Consider the following 24,868-nt stretch of genomic DNA (forward strand, 5'->3'; position numbering starts at 1 on the left):
CCTATATATTATATAAATTTCCCACTAGCCTATAAAGCAAAACAGACACCTCACCAATTTTAGTGAAGTGCCTTTCTTCTTTTTTATCTATTTAATTCTACCTGGCTGCCATCAAGAAAAATAAATTCAATTCTTCCATCATGATACACTGTAAGGAAATCTACCATGCTAAGCCATACATTTTTATCAAACTCTGTCATAAGTTCTTGCTTTTCAAGTTCATGTATAAAGTCCTCTACCTCATCACGCTTGGATTGTTTTTCTATGATGGTCTGCTTGATTTCATCCAGCCTAGTCTTTGTAGTATTAAATCTATTTACTAGGCTTGTGTATCTTACTTCATACTCATCTTGATTTTGAACTTTTCTAGCATTCTCGTTTATACAGTCATTTACCTGTTCAGCTACAATGTTAAGTTTTTCTTCAAGCTCTATCTTTTCTTTCTCAAGCACTGAAGTATCAAAGATTATCTTTGCCATTTCTTTATGGTTGCTGATAATTTCCTTCTTGTTCTTGACCAGCTTATTAACTGCCTGTAAAAATAAGTTTTTGATTTCTTCTTCAGTTAAATGTGGAGTGCTACATTTCTCTTCAAACTTATGATTACACTGCCAAATCTTCTGACGATATTTGCTGGTTGAATGCCATGTTTTTGACCCGTACCAAGACCCACAATCTCCACATTTAATCTTACTTGAGTATATGCTAACGCTTGAAATTCGGTTCTTTCCAGCTTTTCTTTGCTCTAGTAACCTTTGTACTCTATCAAATGTACTTGGTGGAATAATTGCCTCATGATTTCCAGTTACATAGTATTGAGGAATCTCCCCTTCATTCTTTTTCTTTTCCTTAGTTAGAAAGTCCACTGTGAATGACTTTTGAAGTAGCGCATCCCCTTTGTATTTCTCATTTCTTAAAATCGCATTAACTGTTCCTGCTGACCATTTCTTTTTTCCACCGGGTGTTAATATTCCTTCTTCCGTCAGTTCTTTAGCAATTCCAAATGGTGAATATCCTTGAAGGAAAAGTCTATAAATCTTTTTTACAACTTTTGCTTGCTCAGGATTAACAACTAAGTTGCCATCTTCTCCCCTGTCATAACCTAGAAATCTTTCAAAAGGTACGGTTACCTTACCATCAGCAAATCTCTTTCTTTGGCCCCATGTGCAGTTTTCTGAAATGGATCTTGATTCTTCTTGAGCAAGGCTGGACATGATTGTAATAAGCAGTTCTCCCTTGCTATCAAAAGTCCAGATGTTTTCTTTTTCAAAGAATACTTCTGTGCCATGTTCCTTTAGCTTTCTGATGGTAGATAAGCTATCGACCGTATTCCTTGCAAAACGGCTGACTGACTTAGTAACAATAAGGTCTATCTTTCCATCAAGGGCATCTTTTACCATTCGTTTAAAACCATCACGCTTTTTGGTGTTGGTAGCTGATATTCCTTCGTCTGTATAAACTTGTACGAACTCCCAATCCTCTCTACTTTTGATATAGTTTGTATAGTAGTCAACCTGTGCCTCATAGGAAGTTTGCTGTTCTTCGCTATCAGTTGATACTCTGGCATATCCTGCAACTCTTCTTTTTTTCACTTCATTAATTGGAGTCAGATTAAATTTACTAATGGTTGCAGGTATTGTTGTTACTTTCTTATTGACCATTTTTTCTCACTCCTTATCTTCTTCATTCTCTCGCTTGCTTCTTTTCTGTGTTCCTCATTTTTCCAGTATTCATGCATTTGAAGAATCTGCTTTTCGTGTCTTTCCTTAGTCCAAGGAGTACCACGTTTTTTCTCAAGATATTCTTTTGTTTCCTCGTGGCTATCTTTGAACTTAAACCTTACTTTATTATCAGCAATGTAGATCCTTTGGATTTTTTCATCCATTACCTTCTCATCAAACTCATCAAGTTCTAACACCTCACATAATAGCTTTTTAAGCGTTCCTTCTTGAATTGAGTTATGTGGGCATTCACTTCTTTTTGTTCTGCATGAAAGGTATGTTATTTTCTCCCCTGTCTTTAGTGTTGTTTTCAGAGCATTAAATGAATTACCACATCTATCACATTCAATTAGTCCTGTGAAAGGTGTAGCTGGATTTTTTCTATGATAATTATGTTTATTTTTTCTTTGCTCCGATATTTTTGCTCTAACCTCTTCAGTAAAATATTTCTTCCTATCTATCTTTCTATATGGTTTTTCAACTATTCTTCCATTTGTAAGGTAGAATATAAATTTTTCTTTTCCTATTACATCAACGTGGTCTATCTCTTTAGTAAAAAGCTTGGAATCATACTCTTCAATTTCTAAAACTTCACAGATAATTTCTTTTATTAGCCTATCGTTTATATCTCCGGTATGACATGGATTACCGTGTCCTGCTTTTCTCGTGGCACAAACCCAATACTTGTTTTTCCCATTTACTAAATTTCTAACACTACTTTGAAAATTCTTACCACAATGTGGGCATCGTATCTTTCCGGTCATTTCAGTTGTAGGTATGGCAGGGTTACCAATTGCCCCAGCAAGTCTCCTTCTTTCCATTTCAATCTGCACTTTGTCATAGGTTTCTTTTGGAATAATTGCCTCATGTGTATTTTCTACATAATATTGAGGTAGTTCACCCCTATTGAGCTTTCGCTTTTTAGTAATTGGATCAACTACATATTCTTTTTGGAATAGCAGGTTTCCTGTGTAAGTGATATTTCTTAGAATTACTTTTATGTTAGAATCTACCCACCTATAGCCTCGCCTAGTTGTTATCCCTTCTTTAGCAAACATCTTCTCAATCTGCATTCTTGATTTTCCAGAAAGATATTCTGAATATATTCTTCTTACAATCTCAGCCTCTTCTTCTACAATTACGAGTTTATCGCCTTCCCAAACATATCCGAATACATTAAATCTTCCGTTTGGTATGCCTTGTTTAAATCTTTTTACTGTCCCCCATTTCACGTTTTCTGAAATGGATCTTGATTCTTCCTGTGCAAATGAAGCTAGGATGGAAAGCATAAGCTCACCATCACCACTTAATGAATTTATGTTTTCATTTTCAAATCTAACTTCAATTCCCTTTGATTTAAGGTGTCTTACTACTTCCAAAAGGTCAACTGTATTTCTAGCAAAACGCTTGATGGATTTTGTAAGGATAATGTCGATATTTCCCTTTTCACACTCTTCCATCATTTCCATAAAGCCTGGTCTTTTAGCTGTACTTGTTCCTGATATACCATAATCAGAATAAACGCCTTTAAATTCCCATTCAGGATTATTTTGAATAAGTTTGCTGTAATAACTTATCTGTGCAGATAAGGAATGCTTAAGTCTATCAGTTTCCATAGATACTCTGGCATAGGCAGCAACCTTTTTTCTTGTTTCGATGAGTGGCTTTTTCACATCGATTTTTTGTACTTTTTTCATTGGTCTACCTCCTTTGTCAGTGTATATATATCACTCTAAACGCTTAATTTATCAAGTCATTTAGTGAGAAAAGCTCCCCTATAAATGGATGATATTTTTCCAGTAAGATACAATTCATTTCTTCGAATTCTTCCTTATTTATAATGTGATTTTTGAGCATTTTTACAGCAATGGAGACAGATAATTGATACATCATTTCAGCGTGTTCCTCTTTATTCATCACCATCACCGCCTCTAAACCTATCCTCTATATAGCAGGTATGACAGCAGTATTTTCTGTTTTCATGAGGATAGGCTTTAAATGGTTTATGGCAATTAAGACAGGTATGTTCTTCAAGTTTTGTCTTATCTAGCTTTATCCTATTTTTATTCCACCATTTTCTTTTACAACTTTCACTGCAGAAGATCTTTTTCTTGGTATGCTCTTTTTGAATGATTTCATTTCCACACTCTTTGCAATAACACTTCTTAGGAGTAAAAAATCCGGCTAAGTTGTTATTTCTACAGAACGATTTAATGGTATTTACACTTATTCCAAGTTCATTTGAGATTTTCTTATATCCTAGGCCTTCTTCTCTAAGTTCTTTTATCTTTTCTTTTTCTTCTAAATTCATAAAGGCTACCTCCTATTAGGTAGCCTTGGGAAAGGTCAAAATCTGACGCTTCTATTAATCTTTTTTATAAAATTCACATTCATAACCATCTGCACGAAGAAGCAACCCCTTAGCCCAAGGTGGTGTTCTTCCCATTTGCTCACATACCATAGAAAGACTCATTCTTTTATCAGCCTCTATTATTATTTCATCATGGATATGTGCTACTATCTGGCAGTTTCTTAATGTCTTCATAGCAAAGAGCAAAATATCTCTTGCAGTTCCCTGAATAATATTTTCTACAAACTTAGGACCATAACTTTCTAGTCTTTCCCACTTTTTTGCATTCCCGACTCCTTCATAAGTAACTGACTCACCACCGAATCTATTCTCACCAATTCTAGGTTTTACATAGGCAAGTTTTCTTCCTGAAGGAAGTTCAATAAAAAGGAATCCACTTTTCCATGAAAACTTTATGCCATGAGTTTCCGTTTCTATTCTTTGCTTAATACAGATTTTGACTGCTCTATCCACATCCCACCAAAGACTTGTAATCATAGGATTTGAATTTCTCCATGCATCTACAAGTGGCTGTAGTTCTTCTTCAACAAGTCCCATTTCAAGTGCTCCCATAGCTTTTAAGGCGCCCACCGAACCACCATAGCCAAGTGCAAGTTCTGCGATTTTACCTTTTTGTCTAAGGTGGCTATTTATACCATGCTTTTCAACAGGGACTCCAAACATCTGACTAGCAGATGAACAGTAGATATCTTTACCTTCTTCAAAGACCTTCATTCTCCATTTTTCTCCTGCAAGCCATGCAAGGACTCTCGCTTCAATGGCTGAAAAGTCAGCTACTATGAATTTGTTATTGTTCTGAGGTACGAAGGCAGTTCTAATCAGTTGAGATAAGGTATCTGGGATATCTTCATATAAAATTTCAAGAGCATCTACATTTTCTTCTCTTACAAGTGCTCTAGCATCAGCTAAATCTGGCAGATGGTTTTGTGGTAGGTTTTGTAACTGAACAAGCCTTCCTGCAAATCTTCCAGTTCTATTTGCACCATAATAACGAAACATTCCTCTTTCCCTATTGTCTGTGCAGGCAGCATTTTTCATGGCTGTATACTTCTTAACAGAAGACTTTGATAACTGCTGTCTTAAAGTAAGAACCTCAGCAAGTTCTTTTGATGCAGTCTTTATTTCTTTTGCTACTTCCTTTTTGCCTAGAGACTCCATTTCAAGTCCATGCTCCGATAACCAGTTTCTCATCTGAAGAACTGAGTTAGGATTTTCAAGTCCAGTAATTTCTGTTAGCTTTTGCATAAGACTAGCCTTTACACCAGTATCTAATTTGATTGCCGAATCAACAAGAACAGGATCAATAGCGATTCCTCTATCGTTGATTTCTTGGTCTAAATAAAACTCATCCCATATATCTCCTGACACAGGAAATCTCGATAATTTCTCTTGAATTCCCATCTCAACTTCCACATCACGCTTGTTATATGATTTGAATTGTTCCCATTTTACTTCATCATGAAAGTACAGATTCCTTGTTCTTCCTTCGTTAGTTTTTGTCGGAGTGCAGGGTACACAAAAATACTTGATTAGGTTTTTACCTTCGCTTAATTTCTGCTTATCAAGTCCTAGCACAGCACCCACTCCTTCAAGGGATAAGGGAAGTCCTAGTGTTGCTGACCAAATCATGGTGCATTTCCAAGATGTCGGATTTAAAAACATCGCCATTGATGTACTAAGTTCATGATTATCATAGAAAGGATCTAGACTGGTGCCTTTATCTCTTAAAAATCTTGATAAACAAACCCTCTCAAATTGTGCATTAAATGCCCATTTGCTTATTTTTTTATCTGTAAGAGCATCCAGTATTTCAGAAGGGATTTCCTCTCCTTTTGCTAAATCTATGACTTTAACATCACTACCATCAATGCTGTAAGCAAATAAGAGTATTTCAAAATCATCGGATTCGGCATATTTATATACACCACACTTTTTAAGGTCTACGCTGCTATAGGTTTCAATGTCTATACTGATAGTTTCCATCTTCATCACCTCCAATAAAAATAAGGGTGGCAGATTAGTGCCACCCACCATGTTACTTTCTGTTTATCTTTTCTCTGATGTCTAGATAAAGACTTACCAGTGTTTTTGCTACAAAATCGAAGAGCCAAGTTCCAATGAAGATAGCAACAAATATATCAATCAAATTCATGTTACTATTGCTCCTTCTTTTTCTTCTTTTCCTTGCGATCCTTTATCCATTCTTTAATCAGAAACCACCATGAGCCTAAGATTAGTCCTACGGTTGCCCCAAAGCATACGGATAACATCATACTTTCTACTTTAGTCATAACGCACCTCCTAAGCTAAGAAGTCATCATCTTCAAGGCTTGTAAAATCATCAGCAGCATTACTTCTTCCACCAAGTGGCTCACCATCTCTAATCTTTTGAATGTTTCCAAGACCGCAGGCAATTCCCTTATTACCATTTGAGTTAAAAGCATAAAAGCTAATGGATACACGAGCATAACAACCTGAATATAATTCACTTCTATCAAGGATAGGTTTTACAGCTTTATCTACAATTTGAGGTGCTGTTACGCTATTTGCGTTGATGAAATAATGACCTTTATATGCCTCATCATCACGCTCAATATCTCCATCTCGAAGAGGCAATTTAATAGCAGCCTTGTTTGGTTTCTTTCCACCAAACTTCCCGATTCCTTCTTCGATTGCAGCATCAATCTCCTTTTCAATTGCAGTAATTGTTTCTTTGTCATCCTTTGGAATAAGAATAGATACACTATACTTCTCAGGTCCTCCATTAATTGACTTTGGCTCCCAGCCATTAAAATATGAAAGTCTTGTGTCTTTTCCTGTGATTACCTTTGTTCTACTAATATTTGCCATTTTAATTTTCCTCCGTTATTTCATTAAATTCGTTTTTAGCATTTGTTACATTTACTTTCTGACGCTTATCTGAGTTTGGTACAAGTGTCAGTTTTCCAGGTGGTTTGATAATGAGGTCACCTAGAATATCCTCAAATTTCTTCTTTCCCATTAGTTTTTGCATTTCAGTAAGTGTAATAAGACTGGTTTTAAAGATATCGGAATAGCCATTTTCTTTCGCCTTTTCTATTACTGCGTTTTCATCCTTATACTTTCTTACAGACCTACCCTCTACAACCTTATAGCCATCCCACTCTTTACCATGATTAACTGCCATATCTGTAGCATAAGCTAAGATGCTATTTGCCCATGAAGTCAAATCCGGAATAACCACTAGAATTTCTTCTACTTCAGCATCTGTTAATAGTGGTGGCAGTTTAAACTCATCCTTTGCAAGTTTCAGCTTTTCTTCCGCCCTTGCTCTACACCTAACTGCAGCCTTACAAAATTTGCACCAATCACCTGAGCAATATTCTCCCTCACCCTTTATAGCCAAATCTGCCCTAGGTTTTAGAACTTCCTCTGCCCACTTCTTTAGTTCGCTTGCAGAAATCGTCCAAGTAGAAACATTCTCTCTTCGTGGCTGAAAGATTGACATACTAACTTCTTTTATGTCATATAGGCTTTCATAAATTGAAAGTGCTCCAAGTGCATAGCATTTCATTTGTGAATTCTCATAGGCATCAACAAGAACTCCCTGTCCGTATTTAAAGTCAATGATGGAAAGCCTATCATCTGAAACGATCAAGCAATCTGCAGTTCCAAATCCATCTGGAACATACTCCGAAAAATCCACTTTCTGTTCAATCAGAATAGCCGGATCCTTACACTTCTGTTTGGCTAATTCATATTGCTCCAAAACAAAATCCACATAGGCATCAGTACATTCTTGCATTTCATCGGAATCATAATCGGATACAGGTCGTTTACTTCGCATCTTCAATGCCTTTTTTAGTTTGTGCTCACAAAAGGCGTGTGCCGCTGTTCCTTCTTCTGCTGCAGATGAACTGGTGTTTTCAAACTCCAGCTCAAGCACAGCACTTGGTGTACAGTTAAGCCACCTATGGGAGCTTGATGGAGATAAAATTGCGTGTTTATTCAATTTTGATTTCCTCCGCTTCTTTTAATAGCTGACTGTAGTTTTCCTTTGGAACATCTGATAACTTCGTCCCACCGAACTTTACAATCAGTTCTTTTACCTCTGCAGTTTTCCCATGCTGACTTAGTTTTGCAAGAACTGCCCTTACATCTTCAAGGTTAAGTTTTTTTGCCTCCGGCAAAGCATTTACTTGCTTTTCCTCAATCACTTTTGCATCTGCTTCAATATAAGTAGTATCCTTATAGGTAATTGCAATTGACTCTACTACATCAGCCAAAGACCTCAGTAATTTTGATGCATCCATCATTAAGTCGTACTTTTGTTTGGTATCCACTATCTCTCACCCCCTTCATTTTGAATGGAAATCTCATCAATCCTATTGCTTGGAATAAAAACCATAATGTCTGATTTCTTTCCAAGGAAAAATCTGATGAGTCTTTCCCTTAACTTGATGGTCTTGCAATTGGCATATCCATCTGCTTTTGGTTCTTTTGAAACACTGATTAGAAGTTTATGTTTCATTTTTCTACCTCCATTTCTGAAGGACTTTTCTTTTGCCCTTCTATTAGGTAGCCTTGGGAGAAGGTAAAATCTGATGGTATTTATAAAAAATTTCAAAAAAAATAATGCCTACCAAGGATTTCTCCCCAGTAGGCACTGTTTTTAATTAGTTATAAGAGTTCATTTACTCGTCTTTGTACTGCGTTATAGTCATATCCGGCTCTTTCAAGTCTGTTCTTTCTATCTTGACCATTGCCCCAATCACCTCGGATAACTTCACGAGCTAGGGTGTCAATAGATTTTCCAGTTGGTTTATTGCTACCACCAGATAAAATTTCGTTTACTCTGTTTTGAACAGAATTGTAGTTATAGCCTGCAGATGTAAGACGGTTTACTCTGTCCTGTCCATTACCCCAGTTTCCTGCAATTACCTCTCTTGCTAAAGTATCTACAGATTTAGATGGATCACTTGCTACAGGATAGACTGAGTTACCATTTGCATCATAAACAGAATATCCTGGATTTGCATCGGCACACTTCTTTGCATTATCTAAATTTCTAAATGCACCTTTTTGACTCTTTGCATCAGCCCATGACTTTCTTACTCTATAAAGGCTAGAACCTCCTGTGCTTGGTGCATTTGAACTACCACCAGCAAGCCTTTTATTTACCTCGCTTGCAATATATGAGAACTTACTACCAAGATAAGGTCCCGGACAATTGGTATTGGCATACCACTCATGTTTTTGTAATACACCATCTTTTCCACCTGTATAGGTACAATTCTTTATGCCATTTCTTTTACAGATATCTGTAACTAAATCAATCAAGGTAGCAAGGACTCTATCGCTTACAGGCCAATTGCCTCCGTTACTTGAATTGGCTACTTCAATAGTGATGGCTCTGTTATCACACCAAGAAGATGATGTACACCAAGAGCGGTTACTCTCATCTACACATAAAACGATTTTATTATCATTTCCGATTCCATAATTACACGATGCCTGTCTTGAGGTCGGCTTAAAAATCTGACCGATAGTTGCTGCACTAATTGCACCTGCTGTATGGTGAATAGCAATTTTTGTAATGGGCTGATTTCTTCGTCCACTATGGTTTGGACTGTAATTTACTATACTAACTAATGAACTGTTACTCATGATTTTCCTCCTTATCGTTTAGCTGCTTTAATACTGCCTTTAGCTTTTCAGGAACAGGTAGTCCTAGATGAACGGAGTTTTCAATAAGTGATAGACCCTCATTTGAAAGGTAAAAGAAAACCACTGCGGTTCTTAGTACACTTCCAGACTTAATCACCTGCACATCAATGATGTTGGCAATACCAACAAGCATAAAAATAAGCACCTTTCTAAAGATGCCCTTAAATCCAACTGTACTGGATAGTTTCTTATCTACCACAGCACACATCACCCCTGTGATGTAATCGATGACTACAAATAAAATAAGTGCGATGATAAGTCCATCACACCCGCCTAAAAAATATCCAAGCCATCCTCCAACTGCCGTAAAGGCAAGTTGGCACATATTCCATAATTCTTTCATACTACATTCCTCCTAATATCATACTTAAATCAACTGCTCTTATCATTGTGATAATAACAGGTAATTCCCTCTCCGGTTTTCTGCCAAAAAGATAAATTCGCATTTTTCCATCAGTTTCCAACCTAAAATCAAGGTCTAAATCACTGGTAATATTACTGACTTTGTCATAATCAAGTTTAATAAAAGAAGCAATACGTACATTTTCTTCCAGCTCTTGCCCCTGAAAAAACTCCATTATTTTGTCACAGTAGTAGATCCCATCTTCTAATTTCCACTCGTTCGGGTTTATAGAGAAAATTAGGACAACCGGTGTTATCTTTAATTCAAACTCCTCAAATATAGAGCGGTTTGCCTTTGCAAAATACTCCCTGTTGATTACTTCTTTTCCCTCGGAATTTGGTTCATACACAGGTGTTTCTACTGTCGGCTGTCCCTTAAAGGCAGGGCTTTCGATTGGTGCGAATCTTCCTTTTAGCTTAGCAAAGAACCTGTCTAAACCTTCTTTAGTTAAAAACTTCTTAGCCATAAGCATCACCTAGACAAAAAGTGTGTCTATCTCTTCATTGGTGATGCTTGTAATATCTGACGTTTTCACATAGTCACTTAAATCAACTGAAGTTGTACCAATCTTCTCAAATTTACCATTGACAAAGATGTATTCATCATAGGCATCATTTTCAGCCTTGCTGTTGGAAACAAGGTAGATGGTTGATTTTTCTCCACTGGATGGCAACTCTTCTACAACTGAAAATTCCAGTGCTTTAGTATTCCCAATAAGACTCTTTACTTCTTCGGTTAATTCTGCCTTTTTGATATAGTCAGCACCATCGGTAAGATCTGCTACCTTTTTAGGAAGTGCCGTGATTTTGGCATAAGCATCCATTCCATCAAGTTCACTAACGCTATGTGGGATTTCTATCTTTTTAGCATAATCTGTAGCATCACTAAGGCTTTCTACCTTTGTTGGAATATCTACACTTTTTGCATAGCTATCTGCGTCTTGTAAATCTGATACATTCTTTGGAATAGAATTTTTCACCTCATCAAGTTCTACCTTCTTTATAAAGGTATCCTTTAGTTTCTTCCATACATATAAAAGTCCATTATTATCTAAAAATTTTGTTTTCATTTACTTCCTCCTGTTATTTCAATAATTCTTCCAGTTCTAAATTTGTAATTGCATTCAGCCCCAATTCTTCCAGACTCTTATCACCTACGAGTTTCACCTTATTTATCTTGGGCTGATTGATGAGACCGTTATAGTCATTTGTTCCACTCCCATCACTCACTCGAATGATGCTTTCAAAAGATACCTCCATCGGTGCATCTCTTTTAAACCTTGTCATAAACTCTGCCATTAGATTTCTCCCTCCTTTAGAATTTCTCTAGCATTAGTTCTAATTAGACTTGAGGCAATAACGCTGCCATCAGAAAACTTTGCTCTTATTTGGATTGTCACAATTCCCTCTGTAAAAAGTAGCGTGTCTTTCTGAGATAGATAAACAGATACAATATTCTTTTGTATTTTTACTTCATCAATACTCTTCTCTAATACGACCTTGCCATTTTGCTTATAGGTAATAAAAAGGACAGATGCATTAGTTAAATCCACATCTGTCCTAAATATATTTATTGGCGTTGTTCCTCGATGCATTGGCCTTTCCTCCTATGCTTTTTCTTCATCTTTTGCCTTTAGTTTTAAGATTTCATCATTAAGTTCTTTTTCTCTATCTTCATAATATTTATCAATGCCTTCTCTAAAAGCCTCCACTTCAAGAGAGTTTTCTGTGATTACTGCAGATCTTACATCAGCAAGTATTCCAGAAAGTATCCCTTCTACCATATAGGTTGGAATTGGTATTTTCTGTTGCAAAGCTGATATAGTAGAACTTAACTCCCCTCGAAACTTCTGGTAGGCAAGGGCATAATTAATGGTTGGCTTATCCATGAGATTCCTCCTTGTCTTTAAGTAGTAAGTCCAATTTGTGATTGATTTCTTCAAGAAGTAAGGTGTTTTTATCGTCCTTTACTTCTTTCTTGGTCATAATATCCTTTTTTAAAGTGCCTTCATTGATGACTACTTCATTTGTGTTAATAATTAGTTCTGCCATTTTACATCCTCCTAACCATAATAATTTAAATCCATTAATACACCATCTTTAAAAACCATACGTCCATTTGAACCCCATCTAGATACAGTGCCATCTGAATTCATATCAAGTATCTGTACAAAGTTAATTGTGGCATTCACTCCAAATCCTGTTTCCCACTGTGGATCTACAATCTTAAATCCATGAGCATAAAGATTACAGCCAAGATGAACTCCATACTGGCTATAAATACTGTTAGATCTGGAAAAGCAAAGCATTGTAGTGTAACTCCCAGCATTAACAGATTCTTCTTGAGAAAATGCCATATATTTTCCTTCGCTATCAAGGTCAAAAACTAAGCCTTTATGGGAGCTGTTACCACTCCAGACATTTGTACCAATCTTTCCGATGTATTTTCCATCACGATAGAAGTGGTTTCCGTTTTCATCAAAGACTGCTCTTTTATTACTGCTATCAATTGAACCGTTATATAGCCCAATCTCTCCTGCAGTAATCTGTACATATCTACTAGCACCATTAAAACCAAGTAAAAAGCTGTTATAGTTTTGTCTCATAAAAGTACCAAACTCACCTTTTTTCACCATTGATGAGATAGAGCCTTCCACAACAGATATTTTTGATATTGCTGTTTCTGCCTTTTCCTTAGCTGTACTTATATCCTTGTCCACAACTCTTATCCAGTCAAAAGATAGAGAAGAACTGATGCTCTCAGTTGATGAGTATTTCCACAATTTTCTAGTTCCATCTTTGTATGGCGAGTGTTCTGACTCTGGATAAGACGAACCTGAAAGTAAGACCGCATCACCCGCATCTGTTGGCAAAGTAGATTCACTTCCTATAACTTCTTGATTAGAATCAGCTTTCTTTATGGAGTCAATCTTAAAACCATAATAATCATGACCGGAGCCGTCACACCTCCAGTAAAGCCAAAACTTATCTGATGGAACAAATACCGTTTGACCCGCTATACTTGTTCCACCACATCTTGGAAGCGCATATGTCTTACCATCAAGTTCATAGAATATTTCCACCCAGTCAAATCTTTCACTTTCAGTTCTAGATCTTGCGTTGAACTTAAGCTCTAATCCTTGCTTTTTCACAATATATCTGTAAGCATATCCCGTTGTCGTATCATAGAAAAAATCTCCAACATGAGTAAGCCTTGTTCTATCACTATTCCAGCTATTGGTTGGTGCTCTTGAATAATTCGGAACATAGGTGCCGTAATAATTGCCATTTTTCTGCTCAAGCTTTTGATTAACAGTTTCTACACTTGCCTCAATCTTTTTATCCGTAGCAGAAAACTTTGTATTTACTTCACTGATGGTATAGTAGCTTTTTAACTTCTTATCTGTATCAGATATGGCCTCCTTCTTTGAATCAAGAATCTGCCTTTCCACTTGCGAGGTATAGGAAACTGATAGTTTTTCAGCATCAATGGAGTGACTCATAATTCTTTCACCAAGTATCTGACCATCAAGTGTCATACCAACAGCATATGGACCCTTGTATCCATTACGACTTCCACCAATACCGTTCATATTTATCTGAAGAACTTTTGTGGCTGTGTCTTTGTCCATCGTGTCCATATATAAGTCTCTAAGCCATCTACCAGAGGAATCATATTCTGTTAGCTTATATCCACCAGTACCTGTATTCATTTGAGCCTTAAGGTTATCAATGGCACTTTGGACTCTTTCATTATCTATTTTTCTTGTGACTATACCTTCTTCTTTTATCTGCCTTACTGCATCTTGAGAACTTTGGATATATCCTTTACTTTGATTACTTCCGAGCACCACCTTAATTTCTCCAGGCTTTTGCAGTGGTATGGTCTGTTTCATAACGGGAAAGATTCTATCCATTCCAAATGGATAGGCTCTGCATCTTACCCTATCCCCGCATTCAATGGTTTCTGTAGAGATTCCAAACTCAGATAAGTCAACAGCTGAAAGGTTTAGCTCTACCATTTCAAACTGATTATCCTTAAGCCACTCTGCTCCTTTTCTTAAAAGATTTGCAGGAATGGTAACATCATCCCAGCGTACCACCTTACAAACCCAACCAAATTCAGTGAGTGCCTCTTTAGAAACAAGATAGTTCTTACCATTATTTACTGAAGTAATATCTGTATATTGTTTTAGGACAGCATTAGCATCACCTTCTATTTCCTTACCAAGTGGAATGATGGCTGTTGCCACATCTTCTGCAGATAAGTCCTCCGTATAATCAAGAAGATTAAGTCCAAACTCTATGCTCTGATCTGTGTCTTTTCCCATTTCTTCAAGTCTTAAATAATCAAGGATTAAGTGAGTGCCTTCTCTTCTTAGGTTCAAATAGCCACCAAGCTTTTCTACCATCTTTGTCATAATAGCTTCGAGTGTGGTTTCATAATTGGTGTAGCGATATAAAGAGTCATTTGGATCAGTAACAGTCACTCTTCCAAGCTTTATTCTTTTTCTTTCATCCACTTTTTCGTTATGAATCTCTAAAAACTTTGATAGTAGCTGGTATGGAGTTTGGTTATGATATTCCATTTGTGGCTGAATGCTATCAGCTAGATATGATAAAAGACCTACGCACTGGACTTTCTTATTTCCTCGTAGGTCTTTTGTCTGTTCTCTTACTTCTCCTATAAAGATTTCTCTTTCATCTCGGTATACGCTGACAATGGATTTTCTGTTATAGATTTTTTCATAGTATGGATTTTCAGGCGGGCATATAAAGTTAAGAGTTCCTGCAGTATTTAGTTCCAAATTCAGTGTAGAACTAATTAAAACTGCCTTCTCATCGCCAGGATAATAGATGGTATTTCCATCCAACACAATTTTATACACTTATAACCACCCCCTCTTATATGAAATATCTAGTGTGCTACTACCTGTGCAGGTAAGCACTAAGTTCTTTCTTCCTCGAACTTCTGGAAATCTGCTCATGCCTTTAGGTAAACTAAACTTCTTTCCTTCAAAATTTAATGTTAGAACATTTTCTGTTTTATTATTAAATTCAGGAACTATGGTCATATCTGAATCAAAGGTAAGCGTTATGGTTTTACTGCTTGTAATAGAAATACCATCAATCCTATGGATAAACTCGCCATTTCTCAAATCCCCTAGCCTATACTTATATGGTTCAAGCTTATAATCCAAAGTAATCAGAGAATAATTTTTATCTGACTTAAATTCACTCACCCAAAGCCTACCTTGATAGACATAGTCTTTTTCTGTATCAAGTACAAGACTTGTCTTTTTACCATGAACTGTACTTAGTAGTTTCCTATAGACCTCCTGCCACTTTTCTATGTCTGAAACAATAAACTCAAAGGAGCCTGTTCTCATTTCATAGATTACTTCTCCTGTAAGGCTTTCTGTTATATCAATTTCACCTTGTCTTCCAGGTATATCAAGGTACTCTAGCTTTGGTGATGGTAAGTTAACAACCGGCTTACTTGTTGGAACAAGTCCAAAGTCTTTATAACTATGAAACTCTCCTATTTTCATTCCGTACATTCTTACCACCCCCTTGCCTTTCTATTTTGTAATTTCCCTAGTGCCATATCCATCTGTGGTGCAATTCCTCCTACAAGCTCTCCAGAGTCAAGTACAATACTTGTTTCAGAGAACTTAGGAAAATAGGTATCCATGATGGCTACTATTCTATTCATGACACTAAGTAAATCTCCGTTTGCTCCAGCTGTCATATTCTGAAGAGTATCAAGTCCCATAATAACTTCCGGTCCAGCCTCTCCACCTCCAAGGAGATGTCCACCTTTACTACCAAAAATAGTTGCTCCATTTAAGAGCATTGGCTTATTCATCGCCTTTTTATACCAATCAATAGATAGATGTGGTACGGATGGTGGTGCTAAAGAGAAATGTCCACTGATGCTAAAATGAGGCAGTTTGATATGTGGCAGCTTTAAGCTAATACCAGCAAAGAAACCTTTAATTGCATCAACTACGCTTTTAACCTTATTCTTTGCCTCTTCAATCGGTGTAACAATGGCACTCTTTATACCATTCCAAATGGAAACGGCTGTATTTTTTATTCCATTAAATACAGAAGTAACTGTGCTTGATACAGCATTAAATACCGATGATACCTTTGACTTTATCCCGTCCACCACAGATCCAATTACATTTTTGATTCCGTTCCATACACTTGTTACAACTGATTTTATTGCATTAAAGATTGTAGTAATCACAGTTTTGATAGCATTAAGTACTGTTGAAATCGTAGTACTAATTGCATTCCATACAGTTGTAATGACTGTTTTTATGGCATTCATAACGGTAGAAATAAAAGTACTAATCGTATTTAAGACCGTCATTACTACCGTCTTTATTGCCTCCCACACAGCCATTATGGTTTCTTTGCAGTTTTCCCAAATAAATCTAAAAGGAAGTGTGATCAGTTCAAAGTAGCCTTTAATCAGTTCTACAATAAACATCAATGCTACAGTAAGTATATTTTTGATGGTTTCCCAGACAGTGGTAAAAACTTGTACGATGCCATTCCAAATAGTTGTAAAAAACTCTGCGATTCCCTGCCACAAAGTCATAAGAGTCGTTATTATAGTTTCCCATAAGCCTTTGAACCACTCTGTGATAGCACCCCAGTTTTTAATAATGGCAATGATGGCCACTACTGCTGCTATGATAGCTGCAATAATTCCTATAATTGGAAGAAGTGAAACATTAAGTGCTCCAAAACCAACCGCTGCTCCACCAGCGGCAGTACCTGCGGCTGCTGTTCCTGCTGCACTTGCACCTCCTGCAACGCCCACTGCTGTAGTTGCGGTGGCTGTTCCTCCAAGTAGTCCAATGAGTCCGCCAAGAGCAGAGGTAATTGTTCCAACTGCTGTGATGACTTTCCCTATGACTACTAAAACTGGACCTACGGTTGCAGCAATAAGGGCAATTTTTACAATGGCATCTTGCATACCAGGAGATAGGTTGTTCCATTTTTCATTTAATGATTTCATCATCGCTGAAAACTTGGTAAGCATTGGTGCAAGAACACTCATAAGAGAATTACCAACATCAGCTCCTACTATCTTTAAGCTATTAAGAGAGGTCTGAAATTTATCTATTGGATCTAAGGTTTCATTAAAGGTTGAATCTACATTCCCGATATTGTCCTTTAGTGATGTCCCAAGTTCCTCGAAAGATAGTGAACCATTCTTACACGCTTGATAAATTGCACCACCTGCTCTTTTACCAAAGAGTTCATAAGCAGCTTGTAGTCCTTCCGTTTCACTACTAGCATTCACCATGCTGTCTTGGATTTCTTTTAGTGCCTCTTTCATAGGCTTTCCATTTGCTGTAGCATTAGCAAGTGCCTTTGTAAGTCCTGTCATAACCTGTGAAGTATCTGCACCAGACATTTCAACATTTCCAAGGAAGTTTGCTGCATCACTTGCAGAAAATCCTAGTTGCTGAAGTGCTGCAGAGTTTGTCACCATACTCTTTGCAAGAGTATCCATACTGATACCAGTTCTTTGTCCGACAGCATTCATGGTATCCAGTAAGGCTCCTGCATCTTCTGCTTTAAGACCAAAGGCAGATATGACCTTCTGCGTATTATCAATAGCAGTGGAAACATCTGTATTATTAAGCTGAGCAAACTTGATGAACTTACCGGATAAATCCTCAAGTTTCTTACCAGTAAGACCAAATCTAGTATTTACTTCACCAATAGCAGCACCTGCTGTTTCAAAATCTGTAGGAATTGAAGTCGCAAGATTTTTCATGCTATCTTGCATTTCATTTAAGGCTTTACCTGACGCACCTGTTTTTTGGACAATGATATCCATTCCTTTATCCACTTCATTAAAGGCAGATAAAGATGCAGCACCTATTGCTACAATAGGTGCTGTTACATGAGTGGATAGACCTTTACCAACTTCAGTGGTCTTATCTCCAACTTCTTTAATTTTATCTCCTGCCTCTTTCATGGAAACAGATAGTGCTGATGGTACTTTTTTAGCCTCTTCCTCAAGAGCCTTTAGGTTGTTTCCTGTTTCAATAATTTCTCTTTGAAGGGCATCATACTTATCTTGTCCAAGTTCTCCATTTTCTAGCTGAATTTTTGCCTGCTTATCTGCCTCTTTTAAGGCATTTAACTTTTCGCTAGTTTCAGAGATTTCTTTTTGGAGTAACCGCTGTTTTTGAGCAAGTAACTTTGCATTGGAGGGATCAAGTTTAAGAAGTCTATTTACATCACGAAGCTGTGACTGCGTATTTTTTATTGTAGAATTTACTCCCTTTAAGGCTTTGTCAAGACCGGTAGTATCTCCACCAATCTCAACGGTAATTCCTTTTATTCTATTAGCCACGTACATCCCTCCTTTCTAAAAATGGACATAAAAAAGACACCTCCCATTAAGTAAGTGTCGTAAAAACAGTTTAATATTCAGTTAGACAAATCTCTAATTTAAATTTCTTTTTTTGCTCAAAATATTGGAATCTCGCCTTTATAATTTAGAGATTTTTCCAACAAAGGACCTTTTGCTCCCATAGTAAATGCAATATCACTACTTCGAATAGAAAGTAATTCCATACCTATTTGTAAGTCCAAAAATTTCATCATTTCTTCCGTTAATTTTATTTTGCCATCAGGTGATATGTTTACCCAACAGTACCATCTACCTTTATACTTCACAAACTCACCTGAATTAGTTGTATATTCTAAAAGTGATGGTGTATCTTGCAATATATGTCCTAATTTTGAGGGATAAAGTAATTTTTTTGTAGTAACACAGAATCCACCAGTTCTTTTACTTCCAGTAAACAAATAAATCTTATCATCATTGGTAATTTTATATTCTTCTATTGCCTGCGTCGGAAATTGAATAGTACCATCTAAACGAATAGTTGACTTTCCAAAAATAAACTTACCTCCTTTATTCATTTGCGGCATTATATTGACTCACCTCCCCCAAATTCACATTTATCTCATTGATTATTATAGCATATTTTACGATAAATTAGAACTTATCAAACTCAGCTTGACCTGCTACTTTGCTGTATTTCACGCTGTCATTTGATTTTTCAGTCCAAATGTCTAGTACCATTCCAATTGTAAGTAAATCAAGTTCAGAAATGCTTATCCCTATTTCTACGCATCTTAGTAGAAATAGGGCTGTTGTCATCTCCCTGCTACTTTTTGGAAGTTTTTTTTAGACTGAACTTCCGTTTCAAGGTTTGCTCCCCAAAGTTCAAGAATCTCCGGAAGAATCTCATAAATAGAAAACATCTCAAACTGGTCAAGCCAATCATCAATATTTCCGGGGATACTTCTATCTGCATGATAGGCCATAATATATGCTACATTTTCAAATATCTCAAGGTCATCAATTTCAAAAGAACCATCACTTGCCTTGAAAGTTTTTTCAAGCTTTGACAGGTCTTTGAAGATATCTCTCTTAAATTTAATTCTATATAGCCTTGGAATGGTAGCAGATGAACGAAACTTGATATCCATCTCTCCCACTCTTACTGTTTTTTCTAGCATCCTTACACCTCCTACTTAGGTTTTACTTCGGTTTTATCCTGTGGAACATACACATTCTTATACCAATTAGCATAAGTATCTGCTGATGTAGTATCTCCAGTTCTTGATTTTACAAGACCGTCCTCTCTTGGATCCGCTGTAAGTGATAGTGTTTCTGTTCCAGGTTCAATCGTATCTTCTTTAGTTTCTGATTCAATAGATGGTCTTGATGCTGAGCAGTTATATAGAACGTGTCTAATTGCATTGATATCACCGTCAAATTCAAATAACAGTGCAAACTTTTCTGTTTCCGATACATTTGCCTTTTCTACAAGTACTCCATTTTTATCCAGTTCTTCCTTTAAGATTTCCGTTCTAAACCATTCAGGTATTAGTGCAATCTCGAGGTCACCGCTATATCCGTTATTGGCAGTAGACCTAAAATATACAATACCATCTGCATAAAAAGGACTGGATTCTCCTTCAGCTTCAAGGCTGATACTGACAGCACCCGGTATTGCCTTTGGATTTTCATAAGTAAATGCACCACTTGTATCTTTTTTCAACTTTGCAGCATGAACATTTTTAAGGTTATATTTCACTTTATTTCCCATGATTTTCTTCCTCCATTTCAAAAATATATAAGACTTCGTAGAGTTTTTCCGACTCTATATAAACTTCTGTTTTGTTATAAAAAATGCCGTACTCATCAAGTACGAATTCTACCTTCTTTTCTATCTCTAGATTTTTGTAATCCGTATAGATTTCAATATGAACTTCATTTGCTTTAAAATACACTCTTCCGTCTGCTGAAAAGTTATCACTTGCTGGCAGTAGATAAATAAGAAAAGGCGGCTCTGGTGATTCCCCTTCAGCAAAGTGATGATATGCATTTGGAAGCCCTATATCCTTTATAATTTCAAGTAACCTATCCATTGGAAATAGCCTCCTTTATCTCTTCTTCAAATACCTTTATTGCCTTTTCTTCAGCATTTGCTATATGTGGTCTTGCAGATACTCTTCCTCCACCACGCTTTGCATGACCAAATTCAAGAAGGTGAGTAAGCTGATATTTGTTTCTTGAATGAACAACAAGCTCAAGGCTACTGGATGTTTCTCTCACAGTTTTTACAGTCCAGCTTTTCCCATACTTACCTGTATCACTTGGAGCACTTGCTTTTATTTCATCACGCACAGTCTTTCCTGCTTTTTGAACTGCCTTTTTCACATTTTCAGTTGTAACATTAGCATATTTTTCAAGTTCCTTCATCACTTCAGATGAAAGGCTATCAATTTTTACCTTGCTCATCTCTCGCACCTCTTACAGTGAAGTTTTATACTTTTCTTCCTATAATTCATATGGTCTATGCCCTCAATTTCATAAATATCCTCATGAAAAATCACCCTATAACCAATGGAAGATAAGACCGATACTTCCTTGCTGTAGCGAATAGTAAAATCAATCTTGCTTTCATCCCATATAGCACCACTACTTGTTTCTTCCTTTGGACTTTCACTACTGATAGTTGCATAGCAGGAATAATACTTACTCCACACATTTTTGTGATTTCCAATGTTATCTACCTCTACCGAGCTTTTTTGAAGTTCAATGCGTTCATTTAGTAGTGATATCTCCATTAAAATTCCGCCTTTCTTACTCCAAATAACATGGATCTAAGTGTAATCGTTAACTCATGATGGTCTGCCTCTTCCCTGTGTTCATAAAGATAGGCGGCAGCATATAGCACTGCCACCTTATATTCTTCAAAGCTTTCACCAATGATTTCTTCTTCATCTTTTCTTGCAATAGCAAGGCACATCTTCTCAGAAGACTTTATAAGGGTGCTAATCAGATTATCATCTTCACTGGTATCTACTCTGAGATAATTTTTCATTTCTTCAAGACTTACAACCATAACTAGCACCCCCTCCTTTATTTTGCTTTAATAGTTAAAAGATGAACCGCCTCAGGAAGAATCAGTTTTCCATCCACTCTTTCCTTTGCAATAAAGCCTGTCGTATCTGTTTCAGCATAAAGCTCCGTAAGTTCCTGCATAGACCTTGTTCCTCTGTCTGCAATGTTATAGTAACTAAAATCACCGAATGCAATGGCAGGTTTTCCCGCTTCTACAAGAGGTGCATACGCTGATGTGAAAATAGGATAACCAAGCAGTCTATCCGGTTCTCCTTCTTTAATGGAAGGCTGCCACATATAGTTTCCGTTACCATCTTTCAGTTTTCTAATGATGGCAATGGTCTGGTCATTCATAATAAATTTAGCCTTTTGACGATATGGTCTTCCAAGTGCATACACGAGACTGATAATATCGTCAGATGAAATAGTTGCTCCTGCTGTTGTTACATCACTAATTGCACCACCATCTTTATGGAAAATTCCAAGTGGCTTTTTCTTTCCATCGCCATTAAGAAACGCATCTTCCTCGGCATTACCGATTGCCTTACCAAACTGCTCAATAATATAATTTTCAAGTGGGAACATACTGTCATATAAAAGTTCATTTGTAATCTTAATTCCCACAGCAAGTTTAAAGGCATCAATGGTAATCTGACCGAATGTTGCATCGTCAAATGGAATCTTGCCCCCTTCTTCAACCCAAAGAGCAGCAGGTTTTGTTGCAGTCACCGTAATTCTATGAAGTCCGGATGTGGTAATCTTTGTTCCAAGAGTTCTCATGATGTTATTTTCCGTTAATACATCAATCAGTCTCTTATCATATTCCTCCGGAACAAGATATCCTCCATCAGTGTCCACTCCTTCCTGCAAAAGGTTTGTAACCTGCTTAAAGTTACTTCTGATTGCCTTAAGCATATCCCTTCTGTATTCATCGGATGATCTTCCTTTTTTCTCCGGATTATCATCCACTTTCATTGGTTTTGTTACGATAGCATCAGACAGAGGCTTAGATAGTTCTTTATCCATCTCCTCAATCTTCTGTAGACGCTCAATTTCTAAGCTGTAGTTATGGACTTTCTTTTCCATTTCATCATAGCTTAAAGCATCTTCTTCAGAAATAAGGCCGTCTTTATCTCTCTTGCTATCAAGGAATGCTTTCGCACCCTCCCAAGCCTTATTACGTTTTTCAATCATTTCTAAAATCTTACTCATTGTAATTACCTCCAATTTTTCATTAAAAAAAGACGGTCCATTAATTCGTCCGCCTTAACACCTGTATTAGTTTCTTTGTTTTCTATCTTGCATTTAGAAGCAATCTTATCCATCAGTGAATTTACAACCTGTGCTTTTGAATACATCATGGAAACTTGTGATACTTCTATATCAGTGGTATCACTTCGCTTTAGAATGTCATCTGCAAAGCCAAGCTCCACTGCTTTATGTGCATCCATCCATGTTTCTGAGTCCATTAAATGAGATAGTTTTGCTCTAGACATTCCAGTCTTAATTTCATATGCATTGATGATAGACTCCTTTACTTCATCTAGCATTGAGATTGCTTTTTCCATCTCCCCCTTATTTCCAAAAGCTATGGTCATAGGATTATGGATCATAAGCATTGATACTGGACTCATTAATACATTTGTCCCTGCCATTGCAATCACTGATGCTGCACTTGCTGCGATACCATCAATTTTTACTGTGACATCTCCTTTATAGTCGATTAGCATATTGTAGATTTGAGCTGCTGCCACACAGTCACCTCCCGGAGAGTTAATCCAAACGGTAATGTTTCCATTCCCCTGATTTAACTCCTCTTTGAAAAGCTGTGGTGTCACATCATCATCAAACCACGATTCTTCAGCTATCGTTCCATTAAGGAATAGGATGCGTTCTGTCACTTCCTCTTCGTTTTGGTTTCTCATTACTTGATTCTTCCACTTCCAAAACTTCTTCATTAGGTTCTTCCTCCTTTCCATCTTCATCTGCAAATGCTCCTGCACGATTTAGTGGGAGCATATTTCCATTTATGAGATATAGGTCACCTCCATCTTCACTTGGAATACGGTCTAGGTTTTCTAATTCTCTAATATCATTGGCAGACATCCATCCGTTTTGTCTTGCTGTAGCATAGCCATTCATTCTTGATTGGTAATCCCCACGAAGGAGACCATCTACATTGAATTTAACATAGTACTTTTTCTTTTCATCTTCAGTAAATAGCCTACGAACAATAGACTGTTCCCATCTTGCTACCCAAGGATCAAGGGTATACTTTACAAACTCAAGTGACTGCTGCTCAATATTAGAAAAGCTCGACTTCTCAAGGTCACCTACCATATGTGGTGGAACTCTAAAGATTCGAGCTATCTCATTGATTTGAAATTTTCTTGTTTCTAAAAACTGTGCTTCATTTGGAGATATTGAAATCGGTGTGTACTTCATTCCTTCTTCCAAAATCGCTATCTTATGACTGTTGCTACCAGAGAACCCTTTTGACCAGCTTTCCCTCATAGCTTCAGGATCTTTAACCGTTCCCGGATACTCTAGGATTCCACTTGGTGTTGCTCCATTAGCAAAGAACTTAGCTCCATATTCTTCTGTCGCAATTGCCATACCTATGGCATTTTTAGCCATCGCAATTGGTGAATAGCCAACAAGTCCATCAAAACCAAGTCCAGGAATATGAAGAACATCTGACTGATTTAACTTCACTCTTCCTTGTTTTTCTGTCCCTGCATCAGAATCACTGACAAAGTATTCATAATAAATTTGACCTTTATCATCTCTATCTACCTTCATCCTGTCTGGCATCAGTGGATAAAGTCCTAAAACCTCACCCTTACCATTTCTGATAATCTGTGCATAGGCATTACCCCAAAGAAGTAAATGCGTCATCATGCTTTCCCTAAAGACAAAGCTTGTCATCTCTGGATTTGGTTCATCATGTAGCACCTTGTATAAAGGATGTTCTATAGCCTTAGCTGTGCCAATCTCTGTTCTTTCATAAACATGAAGTGGCAAACTTGCAACTGCCTCAGATAGAATTCTTACGCAGCTATATACCGCTGTCATCTGCATAGCAGACCTTTCATTTACTCTTCTTCCGGATGATGAACCACCCATCAAAAAGCTATATGAAGATCCATTTGTTCTATTTGTAGGCTTATCCCTACTCTTAAATAGGCCACTTAATACGCCCATACA

At 37.0% G+C, this 24,868-nt stretch carries 32 protein-coding genes and 1 pseudogene; all 33 read right to left on the bottom strand.

The genetic code is table 11. The features are described 5' to 3' along the window. Nucleotides 1-83: 83 nt before the first annotated feature. A complete protein-coding gene (locus HV819_RS06645) occupies nt 84-1,661 on the bottom strand; it encodes a recombinase family protein (protein ID WP_176269806.1) in 1,578 nt (525 codons plus the stop codon). After that, on the bottom strand, nt 1,643-3,418 hold the full coding sequence (locus HV819_RS06650; RefSeq protein WP_176269807.1) for a recombinase family protein: 1,776 nt from the start codon (nt 3,416-3,418) through the stop codon (nt 1,643-1,645). The genes HV819_RS06645 and HV819_RS06650 overlap by 19 nt, the downstream gene beginning before the upstream one ends. Nucleotides 3,419-3,461: 43 nt before the next feature. Next, on the bottom strand, nt 3,462-3,638 hold the full coding sequence (locus HV819_RS06655; protein WP_176269808.1) for an SHOCT domain-containing protein: 177 nt from the start codon (nt 3,636-3,638) through the stop codon (nt 3,462-3,464). Continuing rightward, complete coding sequence (locus HV819_RS06660) at nt 3,631-4,032, bottom strand: helix-turn-helix domain-containing protein (RefSeq protein WP_176269809.1); 402 nt, start codon at nt 4,030-4,032, stop codon at nt 3,631-3,633. The genes HV819_RS06655 and HV819_RS06660 overlap by 8 nt, the downstream gene beginning before the upstream one ends. A gap of 54 nt (nt 4,033-4,086) precedes the next feature. Then, nucleotides 4,087-6,075, bottom strand: a complete 1,989-nt coding sequence (locus HV819_RS06665) for a DNA polymerase (RefSeq protein WP_176269810.1) — start codon at nt 6,073-6,075, stop codon at nt 4,087-4,089. A 173-nt stretch (nt 6,076-6,248) separates the two neighbouring features. Continuing rightward, entirely contained in the window at nt 6,249-6,383 is a 135-nt protein-coding gene (locus HV819_RS11725; protein WP_263596051.1) for a hypothetical protein, read from the bottom strand. A 10-nt stretch (nt 6,384-6,393) separates the two neighbouring features. Continuing rightward, a complete protein-coding gene (locus HV819_RS06670) occupies nt 6,394-6,942 on the bottom strand; it encodes a DUF2815 family protein (protein WP_176269811.1) in 549 nt (182 codons plus the stop codon). A gap of 1 nt (nt 6,943) precedes the next feature. Continuing rightward, nucleotides 6,944-8,083 carry a DUF2800 domain-containing protein gene (locus HV819_RS06675; RefSeq protein WP_150891249.1) on the bottom strand — a complete coding sequence of 380 codons (1,140 nt, stop codon included), beginning with the start codon at nt 8,081-8,083 and terminating at the stop codon, nt 6,944-6,946. Continuing rightward, nucleotides 8,076-8,414: a hypothetical protein gene (locus tag HV819_RS11450; protein ID WP_176269767.1), complete on the bottom strand. Its 339-nt coding sequence runs from the start codon at nt 8,412-8,414 to the stop codon at nt 8,076-8,078. Before HV819_RS11450 ends, HV819_RS06675 begins: the two co-directional genes overlap by 8 nt. Continuing rightward, complete coding sequence (locus HV819_RS06685) at nt 8,414-8,602, bottom strand: hypothetical protein (RefSeq protein ID WP_092086270.1); 189 nt, start codon at nt 8,600-8,602, stop codon at nt 8,414-8,416. The genes HV819_RS11450 and HV819_RS06685 overlap by 1 nt, the downstream gene beginning before the upstream one ends. Nucleotides 8,603-8,751: 149 nt before the next feature. Continuing rightward, nucleotides 8,752-8,916, bottom strand: coding sequence for a hypothetical protein (locus tag HV819_RS11955; RefSeq protein WP_456237004.1), 165 nt, complete (start codon nt 8,914-8,916; stop codon nt 8,752-8,754). Next, nucleotides 8,911-9,738: pseudogene (locus HV819_RS06690) on the bottom strand (N-acetylmuramoyl-L-alanine amidase); the annotation flags it as partial. The pseudogene HV819_RS06690 and the gene HV819_RS11955, both read right to left, overlap by 6 nt. Beyond that, nucleotides 9,731-10,123, bottom strand: a complete 393-nt coding sequence (locus tag HV819_RS06695; protein ID WP_456237001.1) for a phage holin family protein — start codon at nt 10,121-10,123, stop codon at nt 9,731-9,733. The pseudogene HV819_RS06690 and the gene HV819_RS06695, both read right to left, overlap by 8 nt. A gap of 19 nt (nt 10,124-10,142) precedes the next feature. Then, nucleotides 10,143-10,667, bottom strand: a complete 525-nt coding sequence (locus tag HV819_RS06700; protein WP_150861033.1) for a hypothetical protein — start codon at nt 10,665-10,667, stop codon at nt 10,143-10,145. Nucleotides 10,668-10,676: 9 nt separating this feature from the next. Beyond that, nucleotides 10,677-11,270, bottom strand: a complete 594-nt coding sequence (locus HV819_RS06705; protein WP_150861034.1) for a hypothetical protein — start codon at nt 11,268-11,270, stop codon at nt 10,677-10,679. 13 nt (nt 11,271-11,283) lie between these two features. Beyond that, nucleotides 11,284-11,499 carry a hypothetical protein gene (locus tag HV819_RS06710; RefSeq protein WP_150861035.1) on the bottom strand — a complete coding sequence of 72 codons (216 nt, stop codon included), beginning with the start codon at nt 11,497-11,499 and terminating at the stop codon, nt 11,284-11,286. Further along, nucleotides 11,499-11,795: a hypothetical protein gene (locus HV819_RS06715; protein WP_150861036.1), complete on the bottom strand. Its 297-nt coding sequence runs from the start codon at nt 11,793-11,795 to the stop codon at nt 11,499-11,501. Before HV819_RS06715 ends, HV819_RS06710 begins: the two co-directional genes overlap by 1 nt. A 12-nt stretch (nt 11,796-11,807) precedes the next feature. Next, nucleotides 11,808-12,089: a toxin gene (locus HV819_RS06720; protein ID WP_150861037.1), complete on the bottom strand. Its 282-nt coding sequence runs from the start codon at nt 12,087-12,089 to the stop codon at nt 11,808-11,810. Next, complete coding sequence (locus HV819_RS06725; RefSeq protein WP_176269812.1) at nt 12,082-12,252, bottom strand: hypothetical protein; 171 nt, start codon at nt 12,250-12,252, stop codon at nt 12,082-12,084. Before HV819_RS06725 ends, HV819_RS06720 begins: the two co-directional genes overlap by 8 nt. Before the next feature lie 11 nt (nt 12,253-12,263). Beyond that, nucleotides 12,264-15,089: a phage tail protein gene (locus HV819_RS06730; protein WP_176269813.1), complete on the bottom strand. Its 2,826-nt coding sequence runs from the start codon at nt 15,087-15,089 to the stop codon at nt 12,264-12,266. Then, nucleotides 15,090-15,761, bottom strand: a complete 672-nt coding sequence (locus HV819_RS06735) for a hypothetical protein (protein ID WP_176269814.1) — start codon at nt 15,759-15,761, stop codon at nt 15,090-15,092. Between the two features lie 2 nt (nt 15,762-15,763). Further along, complete coding sequence (locus HV819_RS06740) at nt 15,764-18,589, bottom strand: phage tail tape measure protein (RefSeq protein ID WP_176269815.1); 2,826 nt, start codon at nt 18,587-18,589, stop codon at nt 15,764-15,766. 116 nt (nt 18,590-18,705) lie between these two features. Then, nucleotides 18,706-19,173, bottom strand: a complete 468-nt coding sequence (locus HV819_RS06745) for a hypothetical protein (RefSeq protein ID WP_150412415.1) — start codon at nt 19,171-19,173, stop codon at nt 18,706-18,708. A gap of 67 nt (nt 19,174-19,240) precedes the next feature. Beyond that, a complete protein-coding gene (locus tag HV819_RS06750) occupies nt 19,241-19,405 on the bottom strand; it encodes a hypothetical protein (protein WP_176269816.1) in 165 nt (54 codons plus the stop codon). Next, nucleotides 19,402-19,767: a hypothetical protein gene (locus HV819_RS06755; RefSeq protein WP_150412414.1), complete on the bottom strand. Its 366-nt coding sequence runs from the start codon at nt 19,765-19,767 to the stop codon at nt 19,402-19,404. The genes HV819_RS06750 and HV819_RS06755 overlap by 4 nt, the downstream gene beginning before the upstream one ends. A gap of 11 nt (nt 19,768-19,778) precedes the next feature. After that, on the bottom strand, nt 19,779-20,360 hold the full coding sequence (locus HV819_RS06760; RefSeq protein WP_150412413.1) for a major tail protein: 582 nt from the start codon (nt 20,358-20,360) through the stop codon (nt 19,779-19,781). Next, nucleotides 20,350-20,682, bottom strand: coding sequence for a hypothetical protein (locus HV819_RS06765; RefSeq protein WP_150412412.1), 333 nt, complete (start codon nt 20,680-20,682; stop codon nt 20,350-20,352). The genes HV819_RS06760 and HV819_RS06765 overlap by 11 nt, the downstream gene beginning before the upstream one ends. Beyond that, on the bottom strand, nt 20,675-21,055 hold the full coding sequence (locus HV819_RS06770) for an HK97-gp10 family putative phage morphogenesis protein (RefSeq protein ID WP_150412411.1): 381 nt from the start codon (nt 21,053-21,055) through the stop codon (nt 20,675-20,677). The genes HV819_RS06765 and HV819_RS06770 overlap by 8 nt, the downstream gene beginning before the upstream one ends. Beyond that, on the bottom strand, nt 21,052-21,384 hold the full coding sequence (locus HV819_RS06775) for a phage head closure protein (RefSeq protein ID WP_150891240.1): 333 nt from the start codon (nt 21,382-21,384) through the stop codon (nt 21,052-21,054). Before HV819_RS06775 ends, HV819_RS06770 begins: the two co-directional genes overlap by 4 nt. Next, nucleotides 21,384-21,662 carry a head-tail connector protein gene (locus HV819_RS06780; protein WP_150891239.1) on the bottom strand — a complete coding sequence of 93 codons (279 nt, stop codon included), beginning with the start codon at nt 21,660-21,662 and terminating at the stop codon, nt 21,384-21,386. Before HV819_RS06780 ends, HV819_RS06775 begins: the two co-directional genes overlap by 1 nt. 17 nt (nt 21,663-21,679) lie before the next feature. Next, entirely contained in the window at nt 21,680-22,873 is a 1,194-nt protein-coding gene (locus tag HV819_RS06785; protein WP_176269817.1) for a phage major capsid protein, read from the bottom strand. A gap of 5 nt (nt 22,874-22,878) precedes the next feature. Beyond that, nucleotides 22,879-23,646, bottom strand: coding sequence for a head maturation protease, ClpP-related (locus HV819_RS06790; protein WP_456237002.1), 768 nt, complete (start codon nt 23,644-23,646; stop codon nt 22,879-22,881). Continuing rightward, a complete protein-coding gene (locus HV819_RS06795) occupies nt 23,537-24,865 on the bottom strand; it encodes a phage portal protein (RefSeq protein WP_150891237.1) in 1,329 nt (442 codons plus the stop codon). Before HV819_RS06795 ends, HV819_RS06790 begins: the two co-directional genes overlap by 110 nt. Nucleotides 24,866-24,868 lie beyond the last annotated feature (3 nt).

This window comes from Anaerococcus faecalis, from assembly GCF_013371425.1.
In the GTDB taxonomy this organism is placed as follows: Bacteria; Bacillota; Clostridia; order Tissierellales; family Peptoniphilaceae; genus Anaerococcus; species Anaerococcus porci.

Bases quoted from the DNA above. Each gene is read 5' to 3' on its own strand.
- HV819_RS06655 (WP_176269808.1), bottom strand. From the start codon at position 3,638: ATGAATAAAGAGGAACACGCTGAAATGATGTATCAATTATCTGTCTCC.
- HV819_RS06705 (WP_150861034.1), bottom strand. From the start codon at position 11,270: ATGAAAACAAAATTTTTAGATAATAATGGACTTTTATATGTATGGAAG.
- HV819_RS06745 (WP_150412415.1), bottom strand. From the start codon at position 19,173: ATGCCGCAAATGAATAAAGGAGGTAAGTTTATTTTTGGAAAGTCAACT.
- HV819_RS06665 (WP_176269810.1), bottom strand. From the start codon at position 6,075: ATGGAAACTATCAGTATAGACATTGAAACCTATAGCAGCGTAGACCTT.
- HV819_RS06645 (WP_176269806.1), bottom strand. From the start codon at position 1,661: ATGGTCAATAAGAAAGTAACAACAATACCTGCAACCATTAGTAAATTT.
- HV819_RS06695 (WP_456237001.1), bottom strand. From the start codon at position 10,123: ATGTGCCAACTTGCCTTTACGGCAGTTGGAGGATGGCTTGGATATTTT.
- HV819_RS06720 (WP_150861037.1), bottom strand. From the start codon at position 12,089: ATGGATAAGCCAACCATTAATTATGCCCTTGCCTACCAGAAGTTTCGA.
- HV819_RS06780 (WP_150891239.1), bottom strand. From the start codon at position 21,662: ATGGTTGTAAGTCTTGAAGAAATGAAAAATTATCTCAGAGTAGATACC.
- HV819_RS06735 (WP_176269814.1), bottom strand. From the start codon at position 15,761: ATGTACGGAATGAAAATAGGAGAGTTTCATAGTTATAAAGACTTTGGA.
- HV819_RS06775 (WP_150891240.1), bottom strand. From the start codon at position 21,384: ATGGAGATATCACTACTAAATGAACGCATTGAACTTCAAAAAAGCTCG.
- HV819_RS06685 (WP_092086270.1), bottom strand. From the start codon at position 8,602: ATGAAACATAAACTTCTAATCAGTGTTTCAAAAGAACCAAAAGCAGAT.
- HV819_RS11725 (WP_263596051.1), bottom strand. From the start codon at position 6,383: ATGACTAAAGTAGAAAGTATGATGTTATCCGTATGCTTTGGGGCAACC.
- HV819_RS06670 (WP_176269811.1), bottom strand. From the start codon at position 6,942: ATGGCAAATATTAGTAGAACAAAGGTAATCACAGGAAAAGACACAAGA.
- HV819_RS06790 (WP_456237002.1), bottom strand. From the start codon at position 23,646: ATGAAGATGGAAAGGAGGAAGAACCTAATGAAGAAGTTTTGGAAGTGG.
- HV819_RS06760 (WP_150412413.1), bottom strand. From the start codon at position 20,360: ATGGGAAATAAAGTGAAATATAACCTTAAAAATGTTCATGCTGCAAAG.
- HV819_RS06765 (WP_150412412.1), bottom strand. From the start codon at position 20,682: ATGGATAGGTTACTTGAAATTATAAAGGATATAGGGCTTCCAAATGCA.
- HV819_RS06725 (WP_176269812.1), bottom strand. From the start codon at position 12,252: ATGGCAGAACTAATTATTAACACAAATGAAGTAGTCATCAATGAAGGC.
- HV819_RS06750 (WP_176269816.1), bottom strand. From the start codon at position 19,405: ATGACAACAGCCCTATTTCTACTAAGATGCGTAGAAATAGGGATAAGC.
- HV819_RS06785 (WP_176269817.1), bottom strand. From the start codon at position 22,873: ATGAGTAAGATTTTAGAAATGATTGAAAAACGTAATAAGGCTTGGGAG.
- HV819_RS06700 (WP_150861033.1), bottom strand. From the start codon at position 10,667: ATGGCTAAGAAGTTTTTAACTAAAGAAGGTTTAGACAGGTTCTTTGCT.
- HV819_RS06650 (WP_176269807.1), bottom strand. From the start codon at position 3,418: ATGAAAAAAGTACAAAAAATCGATGTGAAAAAGCCACTCATCGAAACA.
- HV819_RS06770 (WP_150412411.1), bottom strand. From the start codon at position 21,055: ATGAGCAAGGTAAAAATTGATAGCCTTTCATCTGAAGTGATGAAGGAA.
- HV819_RS06710 (WP_150861035.1), bottom strand. From the start codon at position 11,499: ATGGCAGAGTTTATGACAAGGTTTAAAAGAGATGCACCGATGGAGGTA.
- HV819_RS06795 (WP_150891237.1), bottom strand. From the start codon at position 24,865: ATGGGCGTATTAAGTGGCCTATTTAAGAGTAGGGATAAGCCTACAAAT.
- HV819_RS06715 (WP_150861036.1), bottom strand. From the start codon at position 11,795: ATGCATCGAGGAACAACGCCAATAAATATATTTAGGACAGATGTGGAT.
- HV819_RS06755 (WP_150412414.1), bottom strand. From the start codon at position 19,767: ATGCTAGAAAAAACAGTAAGAGTGGGAGAGATGGATATCAAGTTTCGT.
- HV819_RS06660 (WP_176269809.1), bottom strand. From the start codon at position 4,032: ATGAATTTAGAAGAAAAAGAAAAGATAAAAGAACTTAGAGAAGAAGGC.